At 69.8% G+C, this 22541-nt stretch carries 21 protein-coding genes; 11 read left to right on the top strand and 10 right to left on the bottom strand.

What is annotated here, in order from left to right; translation table 11 throughout:
• Window positions 1-146: 146 nt before the first annotated feature.
• On the bottom strand, window positions 147-1526 hold the full coding sequence (locus RPQ07_RS10300; protein ID WP_313943810.1) for an aspartate aminotransferase family protein: 1380 nt from the start codon (window positions 1524-1526) through the stop codon (window positions 147-149).
• Complete coding sequence (locus RPQ07_RS10295) at window positions 1511-2017, bottom strand: Lrp/AsnC family transcriptional regulator (protein ID WP_313943809.1); 507 nt, start codon at window positions 2015-2017, stop codon at window positions 1511-1513. Before RPQ07_RS10295 ends, RPQ07_RS10300 begins: the two co-directional genes overlap by 16 nt.
• 165 nt (window positions 2018-2182) lie before the next feature.
• Between RPQ07_RS10295 and RPQ07_RS10290 the strand changes: the two genes are divergently transcribed.
• A complete protein-coding gene (locus tag RPQ07_RS10290) occupies window positions 2183-3622 on the top strand; it encodes a gamma-aminobutyraldehyde dehydrogenase (protein WP_313943808.1) in 1440 nt (479 codons plus the stop codon).
• 82 nt (window positions 3623-3704) lie between these two features.
• Here RPQ07_RS10290 and RPQ07_RS10285 read toward each other — a convergent pair whose 3' ends face one another.
• Window positions 3705-4259, bottom strand: coding sequence for a TetR/AcrR family transcriptional regulator (locus RPQ07_RS10285; RefSeq protein ID WP_313943807.1), 555 nt, complete (start codon window positions 4257-4259; stop codon window positions 3705-3707).
• Window positions 4256-4618, bottom strand: coding sequence for a DUF1304 domain-containing protein (locus tag RPQ07_RS10280; protein WP_313943806.1), 363 nt, complete (start codon window positions 4616-4618; stop codon window positions 4256-4258). The genes RPQ07_RS10285 and RPQ07_RS10280 overlap by 4 nt, the downstream gene beginning before the upstream one ends.
• A gap of 177 nt (window positions 4619-4795) precedes the next feature.
• On the opposite strand from RPQ07_RS10280, the gene RPQ07_RS10275 reads away from it, so the two are divergent.
• A complete protein-coding gene (locus RPQ07_RS10275; protein WP_313948845.1) occupies window positions 4796-5968 on the top strand; it encodes a spermidine/putrescine ABC transporter substrate-binding protein in 1173 nt (390 codons plus the stop codon).
• Between the two features lie 87 nt (window positions 5969-6055).
• Here RPQ07_RS10275 and RPQ07_RS10270 read toward each other — a convergent pair whose 3' ends face one another.
• Genes RPQ07_RS10270 through RPQ07_RS10260 form a run of 3 tightly spaced genes read right to left on the bottom strand, consistent with a single transcriptional unit; the run spans window position 6056 to window position 8639 of the window.
• Window positions 6056-6844 (bottom strand): SAM-dependent methyltransferase, encoded by a 789-nt coding sequence (locus tag RPQ07_RS10270; RefSeq protein ID WP_313943805.1) that lies wholly within the window; start codon window positions 6842-6844, stop codon window positions 6056-6058.
• Between the two features lie 44 nt (window positions 6845-6888).
• The gene (locus RPQ07_RS10265) at window positions 6889-7629 is read right to left on the bottom strand and encodes a glycerophosphodiester phosphodiesterase (protein ID WP_313943804.1); all 741 of its coding nucleotides are present in this window, start codon (window positions 7627-7629) and stop codon (window positions 6889-6891) included.
• On the bottom strand, window positions 7614-8639 hold the full coding sequence (locus RPQ07_RS10260; protein ID WP_313943803.1) for an adenosine deaminase: 1026 nt from the start codon (window positions 8637-8639) through the stop codon (window positions 7614-7616). Before RPQ07_RS10260 ends, RPQ07_RS10265 begins: the two co-directional genes overlap by 16 nt.
• Before the next feature lie 111 nt (window positions 8640-8750).
• Between RPQ07_RS10260 and RPQ07_RS10255 the strand changes: the two genes are divergently transcribed.
• Complete coding sequence (locus RPQ07_RS10255; protein WP_313943802.1) at window positions 8751-9449, top strand: DUF4190 domain-containing protein; 699 nt, start codon at window positions 8751-8753, stop codon at window positions 9447-9449.
• A 396-nt stretch (window positions 9450-9845) separates the two neighbouring features.
• Here the strand turns inward: RPQ07_RS10255 and RPQ07_RS10250 are convergent, their stop codons facing one another.
• Window positions 9846-10406, bottom strand: a complete 561-nt coding sequence (locus RPQ07_RS10250; protein ID WP_313943801.1) for an NADAR family protein — start codon at window positions 10404-10406, stop codon at window positions 9846-9848.
• A gap of 175 nt (window positions 10407-10581) precedes the next feature.
• On the opposite strand from RPQ07_RS10250, the gene RPQ07_RS10245 reads away from it, so the two are divergent.
• The 8 genes from RPQ07_RS10245 to RPQ07_RS10210 all read left to right on the top strand — a co-directional run bounded on the left by RPQ07_RS10245 (window position 10582) and on the right by RPQ07_RS10210 (window position 20257).
• Entirely contained in the window at window positions 10582-12096 is a 1515-nt protein-coding gene (locus RPQ07_RS10245; protein ID WP_313943800.1) for a gamma-aminobutyraldehyde dehydrogenase, read from the top strand.
• Between the two features lie 46 nt (window positions 12097-12142).
• Window positions 12143-13387: a spermidine/putrescine ABC transporter substrate-binding protein gene (locus RPQ07_RS10240; RefSeq protein ID WP_313943799.1), complete on the top strand. Its 1245-nt coding sequence runs from the start codon at window positions 12143-12145 to the stop codon at window positions 13385-13387.
• Between the two features lie 38 nt (window positions 13388-13425).
• Window positions 13426-14577, top strand: coding sequence for an ABC transporter ATP-binding protein (locus RPQ07_RS10235; protein ID WP_313943798.1), 1152 nt, complete (start codon window positions 13426-13428; stop codon window positions 14575-14577).
• Window positions 14574-15500: an ABC transporter permease gene (locus tag RPQ07_RS10230; RefSeq protein ID WP_313943797.1), complete on the top strand. Its 927-nt coding sequence runs from the start codon at window positions 14574-14576 to the stop codon at window positions 15498-15500. Before RPQ07_RS10235 ends, RPQ07_RS10230 begins: the two co-directional genes overlap by 4 nt.
• The gene (locus RPQ07_RS10225; protein ID WP_313943796.1) at window positions 15500-16297 is read left to right on the top strand and encodes an ABC transporter permease; all 798 of its coding nucleotides are present in this window, start codon (window positions 15500-15502) and stop codon (window positions 16295-16297) included. The genes RPQ07_RS10230 and RPQ07_RS10225 overlap by 1 nt, the downstream gene beginning before the upstream one ends.
• Window positions 16298-16337: 40 nt before the next feature.
• Window positions 16338-17750 carry an FAD-binding oxidoreductase gene (locus RPQ07_RS10220; RefSeq protein WP_313943795.1) on the top strand — a complete coding sequence of 471 codons (1413 nt, stop codon included), beginning with the start codon at window positions 16338-16340 and terminating at the stop codon, window positions 17748-17750.
• A 115-nt stretch (window positions 17751-17865) separates the two neighbouring features.
• Entirely contained in the window at window positions 17866-18327 is a 462-nt protein-coding gene (locus RPQ07_RS10215) for a hypothetical protein (RefSeq protein WP_313943794.1), read from the top strand.
• Window positions 18328-18454: 127 nt separating this feature from the next.
• Window positions 18455-20257, top strand: a complete 1803-nt coding sequence (locus RPQ07_RS10210) for a glycoside hydrolase family 18 protein (protein ID WP_313943793.1) — start codon at window positions 18455-18457, stop codon at window positions 20255-20257.
• Here RPQ07_RS10210 and RPQ07_RS10205 read toward each other — a convergent pair.
• Together RPQ07_RS10205 and gabT are read right to left on the bottom strand one after the other, a co-directional pair.
• Entirely contained in the window at window positions 20208-21026 is an 819-nt protein-coding gene (locus RPQ07_RS10205) for a phosphatase PAP2 family protein (RefSeq protein ID WP_313943792.1), read from the bottom strand. The two genes, RPQ07_RS10210 and RPQ07_RS10205, sit on opposite strands and share 50 nt — an antisense overlap.
• A 173-nt stretch (window positions 21027-21199) precedes the next feature.
• The gene (gene gabT, locus RPQ07_RS10200; RefSeq protein ID WP_313943791.1) at window positions 21200-22534 is read right to left on the bottom strand and encodes a 4-aminobutyrate--2-oxoglutarate transaminase; all 1335 of its coding nucleotides are present in this window, start codon (window positions 22532-22534) and stop codon (window positions 21200-21202) included.
• Window positions 22535-22541: the final 7 nt, after the last annotated feature.

The following is a 22541-nucleotide window of genomic DNA, read 5'->3' as shown; positions in this document are numbered from 1 at the left end:
GTACGGGGGAACGACGTCAGGGCCGATCGGTCACTCGCACGCTAGGTAGTCGGATGCGGGGTCCGGGGAAACACACGGCCCGGGTGCCCCCATCTCACTCGGATGGGCGCACCCGGGCCGTGTCGGCGCCGGGGAGGCGGGGAGGACTAGAGCTTCGTCCAGGCCTCCGTGAGGACGGACCGGAGGATGCCCTCGATCTCGTCGAAGGTCTCCTGGTTGGAGATCAGTGGCGGCGCCAGCTGGACGACCGGGTCGCCGCGGTCGTCGGCGCGGCAGTACAGGCCGTTGTCGTAGAGCGCCTTCGAGAGGAAGCCGTAGAGCACGCGCTCGGTCTCCTCGTCGGTGAAGGTCTCCTTGGTGGCCTTGTCCTTCACCAGCTCGATGCCGTAGAAGAAGCCGTTGCCGCGGACGTCGCCGACGATCGGCAGGTCGTGCAGCTTCTTCAGGGTGTCGAAGAAGGCGCCCTCGTTGTCCAGGACGTGCTGGTTGAGGCCTTCCTTCTCGAAGATGTCGAGGTTGGCCAGGCCCACCGCCGCGGAGACCGGGTGGCCGCCGAAGGTGTAGCCGTGCAGGAAGGTGTTGTCGCCCTGGTAGAACGGCTCGGCCAGGCGGTCGGAGATGATGCAGGCGCCGATCGGGGAGTAGCCCGAGGTCATGCCCTTGGCGCAGGTGATCATGTCCGGTACGTAGCCGAACTTGTCGCACGCGAACATCGTGCCGAGGCGGCCGAAGGCACAGATGACCTCGTCGGACACGAGCAGCACGTCGTACTGGTCGCAGATCTCACGGACCCGCTGGAAGTACCCGGGCGGCGGCGGGAAGCAGCCGCCGGCGTTCTGGACCGGCTCCAGGAAGACGGCGGCGACCGTCTCCGGGCCCTCGAAGAGGATCTGCTGCTCGATCTGGTCGGCGGCCCAGCGGCCGAAGGCCTCGGGGTCGTCGCCGTGGATCGGGGCGCGGTAGATGTTGGTGTTCGGCACCTTGTGCGCGCCGGGGACCAGCGGCTCGAAGGGAGCCTTCAGCGCGGGCAGACCGGTGATGGAGAGCGCGCCCTGCGGGGTGCCGTGGTAGGCGACCGCACGCGAGATGACCTTGTACTTGGTGGGCTTGCCCTGCAGCTTGAAGTACTGCTTGGCCAGCTTCCACGCGGTCTCCACGGCCTCGCCGCCACCGGTGGTGAAGAAGACCTTGTTCAGGTCGCCCGGAGCGTGCTGGGCCAGGCGCTCGGCGAGCTCGACGGCCTTCGGGTGGGCGTAGGACCACACCGGGAAAAAGGCGAGCTCCTGAGCCTGCTTGTAGGCGGTCTCGGCGAGCTCGTGACGGCCGTGGCCGGCGTTGACGACGAACAGGCCGGACAGGCCGTCGAGGTAGCGCTTGCCCTTGTCGTCGTAGATGTAGGTGCCCTCACCGCGCACGATGGTGGGCACGGGTGCGTTCTCGTACGACGACATACGTGTGAAGTGCATCCACAGGTGGTCGTACGCGGTCTTGGAGAGGTCCTTGCTCACGGCTATCGGGTTCCCCACATGTAGGTCTGCTTCTTGAGCTTGAGGTAGACGAAGCTCTCGGTGGACCGCACGCCGGGGAGCGCACGAATCCGTTTGTTGATCACTTCGAGAAGGTGGTCGTCGTCCTCGCAGACGATCTCCACCATGAGGTCGAACGAGCCCGCGGTCATGACCACGTACTCGCACTCGGCCATGGCCGTCAGCGCTTCGGCTATCTCGTCGAGGTCGCCCTCGACGCGGATGCCGACCATCGCCTGGCGTCGCAGACCCACGGTGAGCGGGTCGGTGACGGCGACGATCTGCATCACGCCCTGGTCGAGCAGCTTCTGGACGCGCTGGCGCACGGCCGCCTCGGACAGGCCCACGGCCTTGCCGATCGCGGCGTACGGACGACGCCCGTCCTCCTGGAGCTGCTCGATGATCGCGAGGGAGACGGCGTCGATCGTCGGGGACGATCCGTTCGTCTTCCTGGATTCTGCGCTTCGACTGGCCACGGGGTCACTGTGCACCGGGACTCGTCTGTCTCGCAAGCCCTGAGCGATGATATTCGTCGTTGAAGGGCTTGGATATCACCGAATCCGAAGATGGGGAGGGTCGGGGCTGTTGAAAGCGTCGGCCGTGCGATTAGGGTGGGTTGTCTCACCCATCGGAATCTGACAGGAGGGGTGGCAACAGTGACCACCGAGCTGCGTCGTCTGCGCAACTACATCAACGGGGAGTTCCGGGACGCCGCCGACGGGCGGACGATCGATGTCATCAACCCGGTCACCGGCGAGGTGTACGCCACGTCGCCGCTCTCCGGGCAGTCGGATGTGGACGCGGCGATGGACGCTGCCGCGGCGGCCTTCCCGGCCTGGCGCGACGCCACGCCCGCCGAGCGCCAGAAGGCGCTTCTGAAGATCGCGGACGCGTTCGAGGAGCGGGCCGAGGACCTCATCGCGGCCGAGTCGGAGAACACGGGCAAGCCGCTGGAGCTGACCCGTACCGAAGAGATCCCGCCGATGGTGGACCAGATCCGCTTCTTCGCGGGCGCCGCGCGCATGCTCGAGGGCCGCTCGGCCGGCGAGTACATGGAGGGCCTCACCTCCATCGTCCGCCGCGAGCCGGTCGGCGTCTGCGCGCAGGTCGCGCCGTGGAACTACCCGATGATGATGGCGGTGTGGAAGTTCGCTCCGGCGCTCGCGGCGGGCAACACCGTCGTGCTGAAGCCGTCGGACACCACCCCCGCCTCCACGGTGCTGATCGCCGAGATCATCGGCTCGATCGTGCCCAAGGGCGTCTTCAACGTCATCTGCGGTGACCGGGACACCGGCCGCACGATGGTCGAGCACCCGACGCCGGCGATGGCGTCGATCACCGGTTCCGTACGCGCGGGCATCCAGGTCGCGGCCTCCGCGGCCAAGGACGTCAAGCGGGTCCACCTGGAGCTGGGCGGCAAGGCGCCGGTCGTCGTCTTCGAGGACACCGACATCGCCAAGGCCGTCGAGGACATCTCGGTGGCGGGCTACTTCAACGCCGGCCAGGACTGTACGGCCGCGACCCGTGTGCTCGTGCAGGAGTCCATCCACGACGAGTTCGTGGCGGCGCTGGCGAAGGCGGCGTCGGAGACGAAGACGGGCGCTCCGGACGACGAGGACGTGCTCTACGGCCCGCTGAACAACGCCAACCAGCTCGCCCAGGTCACCGGCTTCATCGACCGGCTCCCGGCGCACGCGAAGGTGGAGGCGGGCGGTCACCGGGTCGGTGACAAGGGCTACTTCTACGCTCCCACCGTCGTCTCCGGCCTGAAGCAGGACGACGAGATCATCCAGAACGAGGTCTTCGGCCCGGTCATCACCGTGCAGTCCTTCACGGACGAGGCGCAGGCCCTGGAGTGGGCGAACGGCGTCGAGTTCGCGCTGGCCTCGTCGGTGTGGACGAAGGATCACGGCCGCGCGATGCGGATGTCGAAGTCGCTGGACTTCGGCTGCGTGTGGATCAACACCCACATCCCGCTCGTGGCGGAGATGCCGCACGGCGGCTTCAAGAAGTCGGGCTACGGCAAGGACCTGTCGGCGTACGGGTTCGACGACTACACCCGCGTCAAGCACGTGATGACGTCGCTGGACGTCTGACCGGCGTCACCCGCCGGCCACTCGGCAGCCCCCGCGCCCCGTCCGGGCGCGGGGGCTGCCGCATGTCCGGAGCTACGAGGAGCTACGTCAGGGGGGTCCGGTGCAGCGCGATGAGCAGCCGCCAGGCCTGGCCGGCCATCTCCGCGGGGTCCGCCTCGATCGCGCCGTGGAGCCAGTCGGCGAGCAGGCCGGCGAAGGTGGCCGCCACGGCCGTGGCGATCAGATCCGGGCGGGGAGCGCCGGCCAGTTCGCGTTCGCGGCGGCTGCGGGCGCGCAGCTCCGTGTGGAGCAGATCGCCGAGCGGGCCGCTGCCGCCCTCGCGCAGGAGCGGGCGGTAGAGGTGCGCGCGGGCGGACAGGCCGGTGAAGAAGTCCGTCAGCGGCGGGGGCGGGGCCGCCGGGTCGGGGACGCCGCGCCAGGCGTGCAGGGCTTCCACCGCCTCCCGTACGACCTCGGCGCAGGCGTCGACCGCCAGCGCCTGAAGGTCCGCGTAGTGCAGATAGAACGTGGCGCGGCCGAGCCCCGCCCTGCGGACGACCGCGGCCACGCTGACCTCGTCGAGCGCACGGTCCGCGCACTCGTCGAGCAGCGCCGCCCGCAGCCGGGCCCGGGTGCGTTCCGCCCTGGGGTCGTTCATCCGGCCACCAGGACCGCTGCCAGGGCGAGCGCTCCCGGCAGCGCCTGCGCAAGGAGGATGCGGCGGTTCGCGGTGAAGCCGCCGTACAGCCCGGCGACCACCACGCACGCGGTGAAGAAGACCTGCACCCGGTAGCCGGTGGGGTCCGAGGCGATCAGGCCCCAGACGAGGCCCGCCGCGAGAAAGCCGTTGTAGAGGCCCTGGTTGGCGGCGAGGGGAGCGGTGGCCCGGGCCATCTCGGCGTCGAAGCCGGAGAGTTGACGGCCCGGTCTCCGCTCCCAGAGGAACATCTCCAGAACCAGGATGTAGAGGTGCAGCGCGGCCACCAGGCCGACCAGGACATGGGCCGTTGCGTTCATGACCGGCTCTTTCTGTTGCGCGGACAGGTTTCATGGACAGGTGTCCATGAAGTATAGACACCTGTCCATGATCGACAGGGTGTCCCCTCCTGCCCCCAGGTGTCGACGCACCGTCCATTGCCGCCCGCACGCACCGGCCGCCATCCTGCGGACGTGCCCGCGATCCGGATGAACCCCATGTCACGGCGGACCCTGCTGCGCGCCGTCGGCGCGGGTGCCGCTCTCGCCGGCCCCGCCGTGCTCGCCGGATGCGGGGTGCCCGCGGCCTACGTCGAGCCCGGCGACCGTGCCGCGCGCGACGACTCGGCCCACGACCGCAGTCTCGACTTCGCCAACTGGCCCCTCTATATCGACACCGACGACGAGAACACCTCCGAGCGCCCCACGCTCGACGCCTTCACCGAACGCACCGGGATCTCCGTCACCTACACCGAGGAGATCAACGACAACGACGAGTTCTTCGGAAAGATCAGCCCGGCCCTGATGAACCATCAGGAGACCGGCCGCGATCTGATCGTCGTCAGCGACTGGATGGCCGCCCGCTTCGTACGCCTCGGCTGGGTGCAGGAGATGGACCGGACGAAGCAGCCCAACGTCACCCGGTACCTGGACCCGCAACTGCGCTCGCCCGCCTTCGACAAGGGGCGTCTGCACAGCGTCCCCTGGCAGTCGGGAATCACCGGCATCGCCTACAACCGCCGGAAGCTCGGCCGTGAACTGCGGCGTACGAGCGATCTGTGGGCGGACGATCTGCGCGGCCGGGTCACGCTGCTGTCCGGGCTCGACGAGTCCTTCGCCCTGCTGATGCAGGCCGACGGCGTCGACATCACCCGGTGGACGGCGGACGACTTCCACGCCGTCTGCGACCGGCTGGAGAAGCTGGTGAAGCGCCGGCACATCAGGCGCTTCACGGGCAACGACTACATCAAGGACCTCGACACCGGTGACGTCGTCGCCTGCCAGGCGTACTCCGGCGATGTCATCCAGCTCCAGGCGGACAACCCCGACATCGAGTTCGTCGTGCCCGAGGAGGGCGGCGAACTGTGGGCGGAGAGTCTGATGATCCCCAACCTCGCCCGCCACAAGCGCAATGCGGAGGCACTCGTCGACCACTACTACCGGCCGGAGGTCGCCGCCGAACTCGCGAGCTGGGTCAACTACGTCTGCCCGGTGCCGGCCGCACGCGATGTGCTCGCCTCGTCCAAGGACGAGGAGACGGCGGCGCTCGCGGAGGACCCGCTGATCTTCCCGGACGACGTGATGCGCAGACGGCTCGCGATCGCCCGTGACATCGCCTCGGAGGAGCGCGCGGAGTTCGCCCGGCGATGGAACTCCCTCGTCGGGCTGTAGCGGGCTCTTCCGGAGCGGGTGCGTGAGTCGTCGGGCGTGACCCGGCGCGTGAAGAAGGCGCCGGTCAGCGGGACTTCGCCGTCGAGGTCAGGGCTTGCGAGCCACCGCGCCGAACTGCGCCACCTGAGGGAAGCGGCTCTCCCGCGTCACGTCGTGCCGCCAGCGGGAGCACGAGACGATGCCGGGCTCCAGCACTTCCAGGCCCTCCAGGAACGAGGCGAACTCCGCGCCGCTGCGGGCGGTGATCGGGGGAGTGGCGTTCTCGTTCCAGAAGCGCATGGCGTCCTCGTTGCCCTCTCCGCCCAGTTCGAGGGTGGGATGGGTGAGGACGAGGTAGCTGCCGGAGGGCACGGCGTCCATCAGCGTGCGCACGATGGAGCGCGCCTCGTCGGTGTCCATCACGAAGTTCAGGATGCCGAGCATCATCACGGCCACCGGCTTGTGCAGGTCCAGTGTCGGCTCGACGGCCCGCACGATCCCGGCCGCGTCGTGGGCGTCCGCGTCCAGGTACTCCGTCGTACCGCCGGTGGAGCTGGTGAGCAGGGCGCGGGCGTGCGCCAGGACGATCGGGTCGTTGTCGACGTAGACGATCCGCGCGTCGGGAGCGATGCGCTGGGCGACCTCATGGGTGTTGTCGACGGTCGGCAGCCCGGTGCCGATGTCCAGGAACTGCCGTACGCCCGCCTCGCCGGCCAGGAACTCCACCGCACGGCCCAGGAACGCCCGGTCGGCACGGGCCACTTCGCCGATGCTCGGGTACAGACCGGTGACGTGGTCACCCACCGCACGGTCGACCGGGTAGTTGTCCTTACCGCCCAGCCAGTGGTTCCAGACCCTGGCGTTGTGCGCTACGTCGGTACGGATCCTGTCGGTCACTTCTGCTCCTCCGCCGGGTGAGTGGGTCCATCATGCCGGAACGATCAAGAAGGCGGACCGGTAAGGGAGTTGTCCCGGACGACGGATGCCAGCGTGTCCACCCGGTTGGTGGTGACGGCGTCCACGCCGGCCCGGATCAGCCGGCGCATGGTGCGCCGGGTGTCGGCAGTCCAGGCGGAGATGAGCATGCCGTCCTTGTGCACACGCTCCGCGAGCTCCTGACCGACCAGCCCGAAGCGGTAGTTGAGGAACCGCGGACGTACGGCGTCGATGAGGACCGGCCGCGGCGGGGCCAGCGAGGTCCACGTCAGGGCGATCTCGGCCGCCGGGTCCTCGTTCCGTACCGCGAGCATGGCGACGGGGCCCGCGCAGTAGTACACGCGCTCGGCCGCGCCGCAATCGCGGACCAGGCCGACCACCGCGCGTACCGACTCCTCGGTGGCGCCGGGAAGGTCGATCATCAGGCGGTGCGCGCCGACGTCGAGCAGCGCGTCCCGCAGCGTCGGCACACCACCCCGCGTCAGCTCCTCGACCTGGGCACGGGTCAGCTTCGACAGCGGCCGGTCGTGCCCCCACAGGCGCTTCAGTGTCGCGTCGTGCAGCAGCACGGGCACACCGTCGCGGGTCAGTCGTACGTCGATCTCGACCGCGTCCGCGCCCCGGGTGACGGCCGAGCGGAGCGAGGGCAGGGTGTTCTCCCGCACGCGGTAGGGATCGCCGCGATGGCCGACGACACCGACGATGCGCGCGGGACCGTTCTCCACGGGGGTCAACGCGCGAGCCATGCCGCGGTGTACGTGTCGATCTCCTCGGCGATGCGCGCCTTGCCCGCCGGGTCGAGGAACGAGGCCTCCACAGCGTTCTTCGCGAGCGCGGCGAGACCGCGCTCGTCGAGGCCGAGCAGCCGGCCCGCCACTCCGTACTCGTTGTTGAGGTCGGTGCCGAACATCGGCGGGTCGTCGCTGTTGACGGTCACCAGCACGCCGGCCGCGACCATCTCCTTGATGGGGTGGTCGTCGAGAACGGTGACGGCCCGGGTCGCGATGTTGGACGTCGGGCAGACCTCCAACGGGATCCGGTGCTCGGCGAGATGGGCGAGCAGCGCCGGGTCCTGGACGGAGCTGGTGCCGTGCCCGATCCGCTCGGCCCGCAGATCGTTCAGCGCGTCCCAGACGGTCTGCGGTCCGGTCGTCTCGCCGGCGTGCGGCACGGAGTGCAGTCCGGCGGCGATGGCGCGGTCGAAGTACGGCTTGAACTGCGGGCGCGGCACACCGATCTCCGGTCCGCCCAGACCGAAGGCGACCAGGCCCTCGGGGTGCAGGTCCACCGCGAGCCGGGTGGTCTCCTCCGCCGCCTCCAGGCCCGCCTCACCGGGAATGTCGAAGCACCAGCGCAGCACCACGCCGAGTTCGGCCTCGGCGGCCGTGCGGGCGTCCTCGATCGCGGCCATGAAGGCCTTCTCGTCGATACCGCGGCGGGTCGAACTGAACGGCGTGACGGTCAGCTCGGCGTAGCGGATGTTCTGGCGGGCCATGTCCCGGGCGATCTCGAAGGTGAGCAGCCGGACGTCCTCGGGGGTGCGGATCAGATCCACGACCGAGAGATAGACCTCGATGAAGTGGGCGAAGTCCGTGAAGGTGAAGTAGTCGGCGATCGCCTCGGGGTCGGTCGGCACCTTGGAGTCCGGGTGCCGGGCGGCGAGTTCGGCGACGATGCGCGGTGAGGCCGACCCGACATGGTGAACATGCAGTTCCGCTTTGGGGAGCCCGGCGATGAAGGGGTGCAGATCGGTCATCGGGGTCCTCCGTGTGCTGTGCGGTCGCTGGTGTCAGGGATCATCGTAGGCGGCCGTCCCGTGACACGGGGCAGGCCGTAGCATGAGCGCGAACCACGATGGGGGAGAACCATGGCAGAGAACCAGGCCCAGCCGCCGGGCGGACCCGAGCCCCGTGACCGCGACCCGTGGGCTCCGCCGGCGAGCACTGCGCCGCAGGACAAGGTTCCGCTGCACAAGCCCGCCATCCCGGCTCCGTCGGTGCCGCCGGTGCACGACCAGATGACGGTCACGTCCATGCCCGGTGTCGGGGACACCGGCTCGGTGCCGCCGCCCCCGATAGCCCCGGGCGGGCCCGCCCAGCCCGCTCCCGGCCCGTACGGCTACCCCGCGGCCCCTCCGGTGACGGGTCCCGCCAGCGATCCCTTCGGTCACGCCGGATACCCCGGCTACCAGACCTACGGCCAGCCCGGCTGGCAGGCGGCCCCGGCGAACGGCATGGGCACCACGGCGATGGTGCTCGGCATCCTGTCCGTCTGCCTGTTCTGCCTCTACGGCGTCGTCGCCATCGTCCTCGGCGTCCTGGCGCTGATCTTCGGCATCCTGGGCCGCAAGCGGGTCCAGCGCGGCGAGGCCACCAACGGCGGGATGGCGCTCTCCGGGATCATCCTCGGGTCCGTCGGCATCGTCATCGGCCTGGTCGTCGTCGGCCTGCTGGCCTGGGGCATCACCGAGGCGATCAACGACGAGCGGAACAGGAACGACGACTTCGGCAACACGCTGGTGATCGACGGCGCCGCGCAGCCCGCCGCGCTCTCGGCCGCGCGCTGACCGGACCACGCGTTCCTGGGCGGTTCGCGCCAGCAGGCACCCGGGCCGGTTCGCGTCGATCAGGCCCCCGGGCCGGTGCCGCACTCGCAGCCCCGGGCTGTCGGGGCGCCTGACGCCCAGCAACCCTGCTCCCCGGGCCGGCTCGCGTCGATCAGGCCCCCGGGCCGGTGCCGCACCCGCAGTCCCGGCTGTCGGGGCGCCTGACGCCCAGCAACCCTGCTCCCCGGGCCGGCTCGCGTCGGCAGCCCCGTGGCCGGGTCCCGCACCCGTAGCTCCGGCCCACTGCCGCTGGGAAGCCTGTCCGCCGACGGGTCGCGGCCGCGGGCTCCTGGGCCGGCGCGCGCCCTCGCCGACCCGCACCCGCGCCCGGCCTCGGCGCCCTGCAAGCCCTGCCCCCTAGGTGCCCTGCTCCCCGGCAGTCCGCAGCTCCTCGCGCGCCTCCATCAGCGCGAATCCCAGCAGGTTCTGCCCGCGCCAGCGCGTGGGGTCCTGCGCCCGCTCGTCGTCCGCGGCCAGCCCGATACCCCAGATCCGGTCCAGCGGGCTGGCCTCGACGAGCACCCGGTCTCCCGTGGCCAGCAGGAACTCCCGCAGCGCCGCATGCTGGGCGAACTTGTGCACGCTGCCCGAGCGGACGATCGCGAACCGCTCCCGCTTCCAGAGCCTGTCGTCGAAACCGCGCACCTCGCGCCCGGCCCGCTTCGCCGCCCCCGGGTTCGTCGCGTCGAGCGCCTTCCGCTCCGCCTCCGCGTCGCCGAACAGCCGTGCCTTGTGGGCCATCATCCAGTGCTCGGCCGTCGCGTACCGCACGCCGTCCACCTCGAAGGGCGCCTCCCACCACTGGCTGAGGCAGCTCGGACCTATGCGACCGTCCTTGCGCGGTGCGTGCCCCCAGAAGTGCAGATACTTGACATGTCGACCGCTGCTGACCTGCCGGATCAGCTCATCCATCCCCATGCACGCGAGTCTCGCATCCACCACTGACACTCCGTACGGGGATGAGGGGCGCAACGCGACACATGGTCGACCGAATCCGTCGCGTAACCAAAAGGCAACTACGGAATCACTTGTTGGGCAACAGGTGCTCTGCCAGGATCGGCACTCAAATCGAGCTGGGACAACGGAGAGCGTCATGGGCAACCGCTTCCAGGTGCAGGACCGCTTCGCGGACGGCGCGCAGTACATCGGCGGCCGACCGCGGTCCGGCACCTCAGGACGTACGCAGGACATCGTGGACCCCGCGACCGGTGAGACGGTCCACAGCTACGAGCTCGCCGGGGCCGCCGACGTCGACGCGGCCGTCGCCGCCGCGCGCGACGCGTTCCCGGCCTGGTCGGGTGCCACGCCGGGCGAGCGCTCCGACGCCCTGCACCGGTTCGCGTCGGTGCTCGCCGAGCAGTCCGAGGACCTGGCCGGCGCGGAGTCCCTCCAGTGCGGCAAGCCGATCAAACTCAGCACCGAGTTCGATGTGCCGGGCACCGTCGACAACACCGCCTTCTTCGCCGGCGCCGCCCGCCACCTCCAGGGCCAGTCGGCCGGCGAGTACAGCGGCGACCACACCTCCTACGTACGCAGGGAGGCCATCGGGGTCGTCGGCTCCATCGCGCCCTGGAACTACCCGCTCCAGATGGCGGCCTGGAAGGTCCTGCCGGCCATCGCCGCCGGCAACACCATCGTGCTCAAGCCCGCCGAGATCACCCCGCTGACCTCCCTGATGTTCGCGGCGGCCGCGACCGAGGCGGGCATCCCCGACGGCGTCGTCAACGTCGTCAACGGCGCGGGCCGGGACGCGGGCGAGCATCTGGTCGGGCACCCGGACGTCGCCATGACGTCCTTCACCGGCTCCACCGCCGTCGGCAAGCGCGTCGCCGAGATCGCCACCTCCACCGTGAAGCGGCTGCACCTCGAACTCGGCGGCAAGGCCCCCTTCCTCGTCTTCGACGACGCGGACCTGGAGTCGGCGGTGCACGGGGCGGTCGCCGGCTCCCTCATCAACACCGGCCAGGACTGCACCGCCGCCACCCGTGCCTATGTGCAGCGCCCGCTCTACGACGCGTTCGTCAGCGGAGTGGCCGATCTGATGGCCACCGTGCGGCTGGGCGACCCCTTCGACCCGGCGACCGACCTCGGCCCGCTCGTCTCCCACCTCCAGCGCGACCGCGTCGCCGCCTTCGTGGACCGGGCGCGCGGCTACGCCACCGTCGTCACCGGCGGCGAGGCGCCGCAGGGGGCACTGAAGAGCGGCGCCTACTACCGGCCCACCCTGATCGCCGGCGCCGCCCAGGACAGCGAGATCGTGCAGGCCGAGATCTTCGGCCCGGTCCTGGTCGTCCTCCCCTTCGACTCCGACGACGACGGCATCGCGCTCGCCAACGACACCCCGTACGGCCTCGCCGCCTCGGCCTGGACCCGGGACGTCTACCGCGCCGGCCGCGCCACCCGTGAGATCAAGGCCGGCTGCGTGTGGGTCAACGACCACATCCCGATCATCAGCGAGATGCCCCACGGCGGCTACAAGGCCTCCGGCTTCGGAAAGGACATGTCCGTCTACTCCTTCGAGGAGTACACGCAGGTCAAGCACGTGATGTTCGACAACACCGCGGTCGTCCGCAAGGACTGGCACCGCACCGTCTTCGGGGACCGATAGCCAGCACCGCCCGACCAGCGGCACCCATCCCGAAAGGGCACTGTTCATGGACCACAACGAGCCCGACGGCCTGTCCGCGGCCCAACTGGCCGCGGTGCGGCGCAGTCTGACCAACGGCCGGGGAGCCCTCACCCGCCGTTCGATGCTGCGCGCCACCGGCGTCGGAGCCCTCACCGTCGGCGGCATCGGCGCGCTGAGCTCCTGCGGAATCCCGCCCGCCAAGCGCGAGGGCGAAGCGGCCTCGGACGACCACTCCGCGAAGGAGAAGCAGATCGCCTTCTCCAACTGGACGGAGTACATGGACGTCAGTGAGGACGAGAAGAGCCGTCCCACACTGACCGAGTTCACCCGGCGCACCGGGATCAAGGTCAAGTACACCGAGGACATCAACGACAACGTCGAGTTCTTCGGCAAGATCCAGCCGCAGCTCGCCGCCGGCCAGGAAACCGGCCGCGACCTGATATGCGTCACCGACTGGCTGGCCTCCCGGATGATCCGCCTCGGCTGGGTGCAGAAGCTCGACCCGTCGCTGCTGCCCCACGCGTACGCGAACCTCTCCGCCCAGTTCCGCAGCCCCGACTGGGACCCGGGACGCTCGTTCTCCTACCCCTGGACGGGCATCTCGACGGTCATCGCCTACAACACCAAGGCGACCGGCGGGAAGAAGGTGGACTCCGTCACCCAGCTGCTCGACGACCCCTCCCTCAAGGGCCGCGTCGGCTTCCTCACGGAGATGCGCGACACCGTCGGCATGACGCTGCTGGACATCGGCAAGGACCCGGCGAAGTTCACCGACGCCGACTACGACGCCGCCATCGGCCGGCTCCAGAAGGGCGTCGACAAGAAGCAGATCCGCCGTTTCACCGGCAACGACTACACCTCGGACCTGGACAAGGGCGACCTCGCGGCCTGTCTGGCCTGGGCCGGTGACGTCATCCAGCTTCAGGCCGACAACCCCGCGATCCAGTACGCGATCCCGGCCCCCGGCTACATCACCTCCAGCGACAACCTGCTGGTCCCGGCGCAGGCCAGGCACCAGCGCAACGCCACCCGGCTCATCGACTACTACTACGAACTCCCGGTGGCGGCCCAGCTCGCCGCGTACATCAACTACGTCTGCCCGGTGGAGGGTGTCGGCGCCGAACTGGCGAAGATCGACCCCGAGCTGGCCTCGAACACCCTGATCCTCCCGGACAAGGCCATGGCCGCCAAGTCCCACTCCTTCCGCTCCCTCACCAGTGCGGAAGAGAAGGCCTACGAAGAGAAGTTCGCCAAGCTCATCGGCGCCTGACCTCGTCCGCTCCACCGACACCACCGGGATCGCGACCCATGACTGACAAGACTGCGGGCGGCGAAGTCCGCCTCTCCGGGATCGGCAAGACCTACGGCTCCTTCACCGCGGTGCACCCGCTGGACCTGACCGTCCCGCAGGGCTCGTTCTTCGCCCTGCTCGGCGCGTCCGGCTGCGGCAAGACCACCACCCTGCGGATGATCGCCGGTCTGGAGGACCCGACCACCGGATCCGTATTCCTCGGCGACAGAGACGTCACCGGCCTGCCGCCGCACAAACGCCCCGTCAACACCGTCTTCCAGAGCTATGCGCTCTTCCCGCACCTCGACATCTACGAGAACGTCGCGTTCGGCCTGCGCCGCCGCGGCATCAAGTCGGTGAAGAAGCAGGTCGGCGACATGCTCGACCTCGTCCAGCTCGGAGACTTCGCCCAGCGCAAGCCGCACCAGCTCTCCGGCGGACAGCAGCAGCGCGTGGCCGTGGCCCGCGCGCTCATCAACCACCCCCAGGTGCTGCTGCTCGACGAGCCGCTCGGCGCCCTGGACCTCAAGCTGCGCCGCCAGATGCAGCTGGAGCTCAAGCGCATCCAGACCGAGGTCGGCATCACCTTCGTCCATGTCACCCACGACCAGGAGGAGGCCATGACCATGGCCGACACCGTCGCGGTGATGAACGGCGGACGTGTCGAGCAACTGGGCGCACCCGCCGAGCTCTACGAGAACCCGCAGACCACCTTCGTCGCCAACTTCCTCGGCACCTCCAACCTCATCGAGGCCGAGGTGGCGTCGAACACCGGCGGGGAGGTCGTCGTCACCGCCGCCGACGCCAAGCTGCGGCTGCCCGCGCAGCGCTGCGCGACCGCGCCCACCGCCGGCGGAAAGCTGCTGGTCGGCGTGCGGCCGGAGAAGATATCGCTGGCGCACGCGGACGACGCGGGAAGCATCGCGGACGGCCGCAACCGCTTCACCGGCACCATCGCCGACTCCAGCTTCATCGGCGTCTCCACGCAGTACGTCATCGACAGCCCGGTCTGCCCGGAACTGGAGGTGTACGCGCAGAACATCGAGCGGGACCCCCGGCTGGTCCCCGGCGCCCGGGTCGTCCTGCACTGGAACCCCGAGCACACCTTCGGTCTCGACGCCGGCCAGGACATCGACGCCGGTGTGGAGACGGTGGAGGCGACGCCGTGACCGTCACCGCGGCGCCGCCCGCGCCACCCGCCCCCGAACCGGTCGTCCACAAGCCGTCCGTGCGCCGCAAGCTGGTGCCGTACTGGCTCCTGCTGCCCGGCATGCTGTGGCTGCTGGTCTTCTTCGCGCTGCCGCTGGTGTACCAGGCGTCGACCTCGGTGCAGACCGGCTCGCTGGAGGAGGGCTTCCAGGTCACCTGGCACTTCCAGACGTACTGGGACGCGCTCACCGAGTACTGGCCGCAGTTCCTGCGCTCGGTGCTCTACGCGGGCACGGCCACCGCGCTGTGTCTGCTGTTCGGCTACCCGCTCGCGTATCTGATCGCGTTCAAGGCCGGCCGCTGGCGCAATTTGCTGCTGGTCCTGGTCATCGCGCCGTTCTTCACCAGCTTCCTGATCCGCACGCTCGCCTGGAAGACGATCCTCGCGGACAGCGGACCCGTGGTGGAGACGCTCAACTCCATCGGCTTCCTCGACGTCACCAACTGGCTCGGGATGACCGACGGCAGCCGGGTGCTGGCCACACCGCTGGCCGTGGTCACCGGTCTCACGTACAACTTCCTGCCCTTCATGATCCTGCCGCTCTACACCTCGCTGGAGCGGATCGACCCCCGGCTCCACGAAGCGGCGGGGGACCTGTACGCGAAGCCGTCCACCACCTTCCGCAAGGTGACCTTCCCGCTGTCCATGCCGGGTGTGGTCTCCGGGACGCTGCTGACCTTCATCCCGGCCAGCGGCGACTACGTGAACGCCGAACTGCTCGGCTCCACGGACACCCGAATGGTCGGAAACGTCATCCAGTCGCAGTTCCTGAGGGTGCTCGACTACCCGACCGCGGCCGCGTTGTCGTTCATTCTCATGGCAGTCGTGCTGATCGTGGTCACGGTCTACATCCGGCGGGCCGGGACGGAGGATCTGGTCTGATGCGTTGGATACGGCGCAACCTCGTGGTGATCGCGGGCCTGCTCACGCTCGCGTATCTGATTCTGCCGAACATCGTCGTGATGGTGTTCTCGTTCAACAAGCCGGCCGGGCGGTTCAACTACTCCTGGCGCGAGTTCTCCACCGACGCGTGGCGCGACCCGTGCGGCGTGGCCGACATGTGCGGCTCGCTGTCGCTGTCGCTCCAGATCGCCCTGTGGGCGACGATCGGCGCCACCGTGCTCGGTTCGATGATCGCCTTCGCGCTGGTCCGCTACCGCTTCCGGGCGCGCGGCGCGATCAACTCGCTGATCTTCCTGCCGATGGCGATGCCCGAGGTGGTCATGGCCGCCTCGCTGCTCACGCTCTTCCTCAACCTGGGCGCCCAGCTGGGCTTCTGGACCATCCTCATCGCGCACACCATGTTCTGCCTCAGCTTCGTGGTGGTGGCGGTCAAGGCGCGCGTGCTGTCGATGGACCCCCGTCTCGAGGAAGCAGCCCGTGACCTGTACGCGGGACCCGTGCAGACCTTCCTGCGGGTCACGCTGCCGATCGCGGCACCCGGCATCGCCGCCGGCGCGATGCTCGCCTTCGCCCTCTCGTTCGACGACTTCATCATCACCAACTTCAACTCGGGCAACACCGTCACCTTCCCCATGTTCGTGTGGGGCTCGGCCCAGCGCGGAACGCCCGTCCAGATCAACGTCATCGGCACGGCCATGTTCGTCATCGCCGTACTGATCGTCGTGGCCGGCCAGCTGATCAGCGGCCGGAGAAAGAACAGCGCCGCGGCCAAGTAGGGCCCGCAAGGCCCGCAAGGCCCTCGAAGGAGTGGAAACCATGGCCCCAGACGCCATGACCTTTGCCTCATCCCTTTCCGACGCCCAGCCCGTCGCCTTCTGGCTGGACGATCCCGCCAGACCCGCCGCCCTGCCCGCGCTCACCGGTGACGAGCACTGCGACCTCCTCGTCGTCGGCGGCGGCTACAGCGGACTGTGGACCGCGCTGCTCGCCAAGGAGCGCGACCCCGGCCGGGACGTCGTCCTGATCGAGGGGCACGAGGTGGGCTGGGCCGCCTCGGGCCGCAACGGCGGCTTCTGCGCCGCCTCGCTCACCCACGGTCTCGGCAACGGGATCGCCCGCTGGCCCGGTGAGCTCGCACGACTGGAGGAGCTCGGCGACCGCAACCTCGACGCCATCGAGGAGGCGGTGGCACGCCACGGCATCTACTGCGACTTCGAGCGCACCGGCGAGATCGACGTCGCCACCGAGCCGTACCAGGTCGCGGAGCTGGCGGAGATGCACGAGGAGGCGCGGCGACACGGTTTCGACGGACTCGAACTCCTCGACGCCGACGCGGTGCGCGCCGAGGTGAACTCCCCGACCTTCCTCGGCGGGCTGTGGGACCGCCGCGGTGTCGCCATGCTGAACCCGGCGAAGCTCGCCTGGGGCCTAAAGGAGGCCTGCCGCGGCCTCGGGGTCCGCATCTACGAGAACACCCGCGGCCTCGAACTCGCCGCGTCCGGTGCGGGAATGGCCGTCCGCACCCCGTACGGCCGGGTCTTCGCCCGCCGGGTCGCGCTCGGCACCAATGTCTTCCCGTCGCTGGTGAAGCGGGTGCGCGCGTACACCGTCCCGGTCTACGACTACGCCCTGATGACCGAACCGCTCAGCGAGCAGCAGCGCGCCGAGATCGGCTGGGAGGGCCGGCAGGGCCTCGGCGACGTCGCCAACCAGTTCCACTACTTCCGGATCACCGCCGACCACCGCATCCTGTGGGGCGGTTACGACGCGATCTATCCGTACGGCGGGAAGGTCAGCGCGGAGCTGGACCACCGGCCCGAGACCTATCTGAAGCTCGCCGGCCACTTCTTCCGCTGCTTCCCGCAGCTGGAGGGGCTGCGCTTCAGTCATGCGTGGGGCGGGGCGATCGACACCTGTTCGCGGTTCTCCGCGTTCTTCGGCACGGCGCACGGCGGCAAGGTCGCCTACGCCGCCGGCTACACCGGTCTGGGGGTCGGCGCCACGCGCTTCGGCGCCGATGTGATGCTCGACCTGCTGTCGGGGGAGCGCACCGAGCGCACGGAGCTGGAGATGGTGCGCAGCAAGCCGATGCCCTTCCCGCCCGAGCCCGTCGCCTGGGCCGGTATCGGGCTCACCAAGTGGGCGCTGGCCAGGGCGGACGCCCAGGGCGGGCGGCGCAATGTATGGCTGCGAGCCATGGACCGGATGGGCCTCGGCTTCGACAGCTGACCCGGCGTGACCCAGATCACTACCAACTGGTAGCCCCAACCCGCGTCATACGACGGCCCCGGGCCGCTCTCCCCTGTGAACGCACCGTCGGTGCGCAGGGAAGGGAGTAGGGGTCATGAACGACTCGGGGGCCAGGACCGCGGTGGAGTGGCTGGCGTCGGTCGCACCGGACCCGGAAGCCTGCCGGTGGGAGTGGGAGCGCAACCCTCTGGGCGTCGCGCTGCTGCCCGCCGGCAGGCGCTGGGACGTACTGATCCTGCCGGGAGAGCTGGGCTATCCGACGCTCGATGTGCTGAGCAGGCTGGTCGACAGGCCGGGGCCGGTGCTCGCCGACTTCGGCGACTCCCGCATGGGGTTTTTCGTGCCGCCCGGCACGGCCGCACGGTGGCTCGGGACCGGTGTGCGCAGCGCGGGCGCCGGCACCTGGATCGTCGTGCCCTACCCGGGGCGGGCCGGTGGCGGCGGGGTGCGCTGGCTCGTCGTGCCGGACGGCTCGGGCACGCTCACGGATCCGACGCTGCTGGAACTCGCGATGCACGAGGCGGCGGGGGCCATGGCGCGACGCGAGGGGGAGTGAGGGGCCAGGGCCTGTCGTCCGGACCCCGCCGGCTTCGTGTGCCGCTGTCAGAGGTCTTGACAACCGCATTGGTCTGGACCAAATTGCGGGAGCTCCCACTCGAATCCCCCCATGCCCGGAGGCAGTTGTGGACCGCACCAGACTCTCGGCCGCCCTGACGGCGGCCGCGCTCGCCCTCGGCGGACTTGTCGCCACGTCCACAGCCGCCGAGGCGGCCGACGCCGAAGTCGCCCGCAACGGCGGCTTCGAGGCCGGTCTCACCGGCTGGAGCTGCACGACGGGCAGTGGAGTCGTCGTCAGTTCGCCCGTGCGCAGCGGGAGTTCGGCGTTGAAGGCCACCCCGGCCGGAAGCGACAACGCCAAGTGCAGTCAGAGTGTCACCGTCAAGCCCAACTCCGACTACACCCTCAGTGGCTGGGTCCAGGGCGGCTACGTCTACCTCGGCACCTCCGGCACCGGTACCACCGACGTCTCCACCTGGACACCGTCCGCGTCCGGCTGGCAGAAACTCTCGACGAGCTTCCGCACCGGCGCCTCGACCACCTCGGTGACCATCTACACCCACGGCTGGTACGGCACGGCGGCCTACCACGCGGACGACGTCTCCCTGTTCGGCCCGGGCGGCGACCCGGTCCAGCTGCCGGCCGCCCCCACCGGCCTCACCGCGGGATCGCCGGGCTCCACCTCCGTACCGCTGAGCTGGTCGCCCGTCTCCGGCGCCACCGGCTACAACGTCTACCGCGGCGGCGCCAAGGTCACCTCCGTGACGGGGACGTCGGCCACCGTGACGGGGCTGTCGCCCAGCACGACGTACAGCTTCCAGGTCACCGCGACCAACAGCGCGGGCGAGTCCCCGAAGTCCGCGGTCGTCGGCGCGACCACCACCACCGGCGGCGGCAACCCGGGCGCCGGCCTCCCGGCCCACGCCCTCGTCGGCTATCTGCACGCCAGTTTCGCCAACGGCTCCGGCTACACCCGCATGGCGGACGTCCCCGACTCCTGGGACGTCATCAACCTCGCCTTCGGCGAACCCACATCGGTCACCTCCGGCGACATCCGCTTCAGCCTCTGCCCGGCGGCCGAGTGCCCGAACGTCGAGTCCGTCGCCGAGTTCAAGGCCGCCATCAAGGCGAAGCAGGCCGCCGGCAAGAAGGTCCTGATCTCCATCGGCGGCGCCAACGGGCAGGTGCAGCTGGGCAGTACGGCCGCGCGTGACACCTTCGTCTCCTCCGTCTCGAAGATCATCGACGAGTACGGTCTCGACGGCCTGGACATCGACTTCGAGGGCCACTCCCTCTCGCTGAACACCGGGGACACGGACTTCCGCTCGCCGACCTCACCGGTGATCGTCAACCTCATCTCGGCGATCAAGACCCTCAAGGCGAAGTACGGCCCGGACTTCGTCCTCACGATGGCCCCGGAGACCTTCTTCGTGCAGCTGGGCTACCAGTACTACGGCTCCGGCCCCTGGGGCGGCCAGGACCCGCGCGCCGGCTCCTACCTCCCCGTCATCCACGCGCTGCGGGACGACCTCACCCTGCTGCACGTCCAGGACTACAACTCCGGCTCGATCATGGGTCTGGACAACCAGTACCACTCGATGGGCGGCGCGGACTTCCACATCGCCATGACCGACATGCTGCTCACCGGCTTCCCGGTGGCCGGTGACCAGTCGAAGTTCTTCCCCGCCCTGCGGCCCGAGCAGGTCGCCATCGGTCTGCCGGCGTCCACCCAGGCGGGCAACGGGCACACCTCACCCGCCGAGGTGAACAAGGCGCTCGACTGTCTGACGAAGAAGGTGAGCTGCGGCTCGTACGCGACCCACGGCACCTGGCCCGCCCTGCGCGGACTGATGACGTGGTCCATCAACTGGGACCGCTTCAACCAGTGGGAGTTCTCCCGGAATTTCGACGCATACCGCTGGAGCTGATCAGCAGCAGCATCCCGCACAGGCACCAGCTGCCGATGACGTCCAGCGGCCAGTGGTAGCCGCGCAGCACCAGACCGATGCCCGTCGCCAGGGTGAGCACCAGGGCGACGGGCATCGACCGTCGCAATCGCAGATACGGGGCGAGGAGCAGCGCGGCCGTGCCGTAGGCGACCATCGCGGTCGCCGTATGGCCGGAGGGGTAGTAGCCGCCCGCGTCGGTGAGCGGTCCCTGGCGGTCGATCAGTGCCTTGAGCGGCACGACCAGCGCGGGCACGGCGGCCATCGTGAGGACGGCGACCAGAGCGTCACGGCGCGCGGCCCTTCTGTCGCGCCACAGGGCGTACGCGAGGGCGGCGGCCAGCACGGGCAGAGCAACGGCCACGCTGCCGAGGTCGGCCAGCGCCTCGGTGAGCGGCCGGGGTCCGTGGCCGGCGATGCGGAGTTCGACGCGCTCGTCCAACGAGCGCAGGGGTCCGCCGGCGGCGACCTGCCAGGTGATCAGCGAGAAGAGCACGGCGCACAGGACGGCCGGCCACACCTGACGAGGAAAAGCCGGCCACCTCGGAACAGGGGGGGTAGTTCCGAAGCGGCCGGCCTGACCGGTTTGCCGCGCGCCCCGGGGGGTTTGGGGCGGGCGGCCATCCGATCGGTGAGGAGTTCCGGAGCCAGAAGCTCCAGTGGTGTGCGCGAGGGCACGGCCAGGACGAAGCTGGGGAGGCCTCGGCCTGGAGTCGCCCGCAGTCCCCTGCGAGCGGGGTGTTTCTCTCATCTGCAGAAACCGTACGGCAGGGGCCGGGGGGACCGACAGACGGATCTCCATCCCGCCATCGGCCCCCCACACGTTCTTCACAGGCCCCGACCGTTCCGGCTGCTCCGCCGCTGATCAACCATGGTCCGGGCGGCTGTTCCGGTGATGCTCGGGCCCACGGTTCGAGCGCCTGGTCAGACGCCCGCGAACGCCTGCTCGAGGATGTCCAGACCCTCGTTGAGCAGGTCCTCGCCGATCACCAGCGGCGGCAGGAAGCGCAGCACGTTGCCGTAGGTGCCACAGGTCAGGACCAGCAGGCCCTCGGCGTGGCAGGCCTTGGCGAGCGCGGCGGTCGCGGCCGCGTTCGGCTCCTTGGTCTCGCGGTCGTTCACCAGCTCGATCGCGATCATGGCGCCGCGCCCGCGGATGTCGCCGATGATGTCGAACTTCTCGGCCATCGCGCCCAGGCGGCTCTTCATGACCTCCTCGATGCGCTTGGCCTTGCCGTTGAGGTCGAGCTCCTTCATGGTCTCGATGGCGCCGAGCGCACCGGCACAGGCCACCGGGTTGCCGCCGTACGTACCGCCGAGGCCGCCCGCGTGCGGGGCGTCCATGATCTCGGCGCGGCCCGTCACGGCGGCGAGCGGCAGACCGCCCGCGATGCCCTTGGCGGTGGTGATCAGGTCCGGGACGATGCCCTCGTCCTCGCACGCGAACCACTCGCCGGTACGGCAGAAGCCGGACTGGATCTCGTCCGCGACGAAGACGATGCCGTTGTCCTTGGCGAACTGCGCGATCGCCGGCAGGAAGCCCTTGGCCGGCTCGATGAAGCCGCCCTCGCCGAGGACCGGCTCGATGATGATCGCGGCGACGTTCTCGGCGCCGACCTGCTTGTTGATCATGTCGATGGCCTGGGCGGACGCCTCGGCGCCGGCGTTCTCGGCGCCGGTCGGCCAGCGGTAGCCGTACGCCACCGGGACGCGGTAGACCTCGGGCGCGAACGGACCGAAGCCGTTCTTGTACGGCATGTTCTTGGCGGTCAGCGCCATCGTCAGGTTGGTACGGCCGTGGTAGCCGTGGTCGAAGACGACGACGGCCTGGCGCTTGGTGTAGGCGCGGGCGATCTTGACGGCGTTCTCGACGGCCTCGGCGCCCGAGTTGAACAGCGCGGACTTCTTCGCGTGGTCGCCCGGCGTCAGCTCGGCGAGGGCCTCGGCGACCGCGACGTAGCCCTCGTACGGCGTGACCATGAAACAGGTGTGGGTGAAGTCGGCGAGCTGCGCGGTCGCGCGGCGTACGACGGCCTCGGCGGAGGCGCCGACGGAGGTCACGGCGATGCCCGACCCGAAGTCGATGAGCCGGTTGCCGTCGACGTCCTCGATGATCCCGCCGCCGGCGCGCGCGGTGAAGACGGGCAGCACGGACCCCACGCCACTGGCGACCGCGGCGGTGCGGCGGGACTGAAGCTCCACGGACTTCGGTCCGGGAATGGCGGTGACGACGCGGCGCTCCTGCGGGATTGCGGTCATGAGGGGC

Origin of the sequence: Streptomyces sp. AM8-1-1, from assembly GCF_032229325.1 — a bacterium.
In the GTDB taxonomy this organism is placed as follows: Bacteria; Actinomycetota; Actinomycetes; order Streptomycetales; family Streptomycetaceae; genus Streptomyces; species Streptomyces achmelvichensis.
Note: the sequence above shows the minus strand (reverse complement) of the source record. Positions and strands in the feature narration are given on the sequence as shown.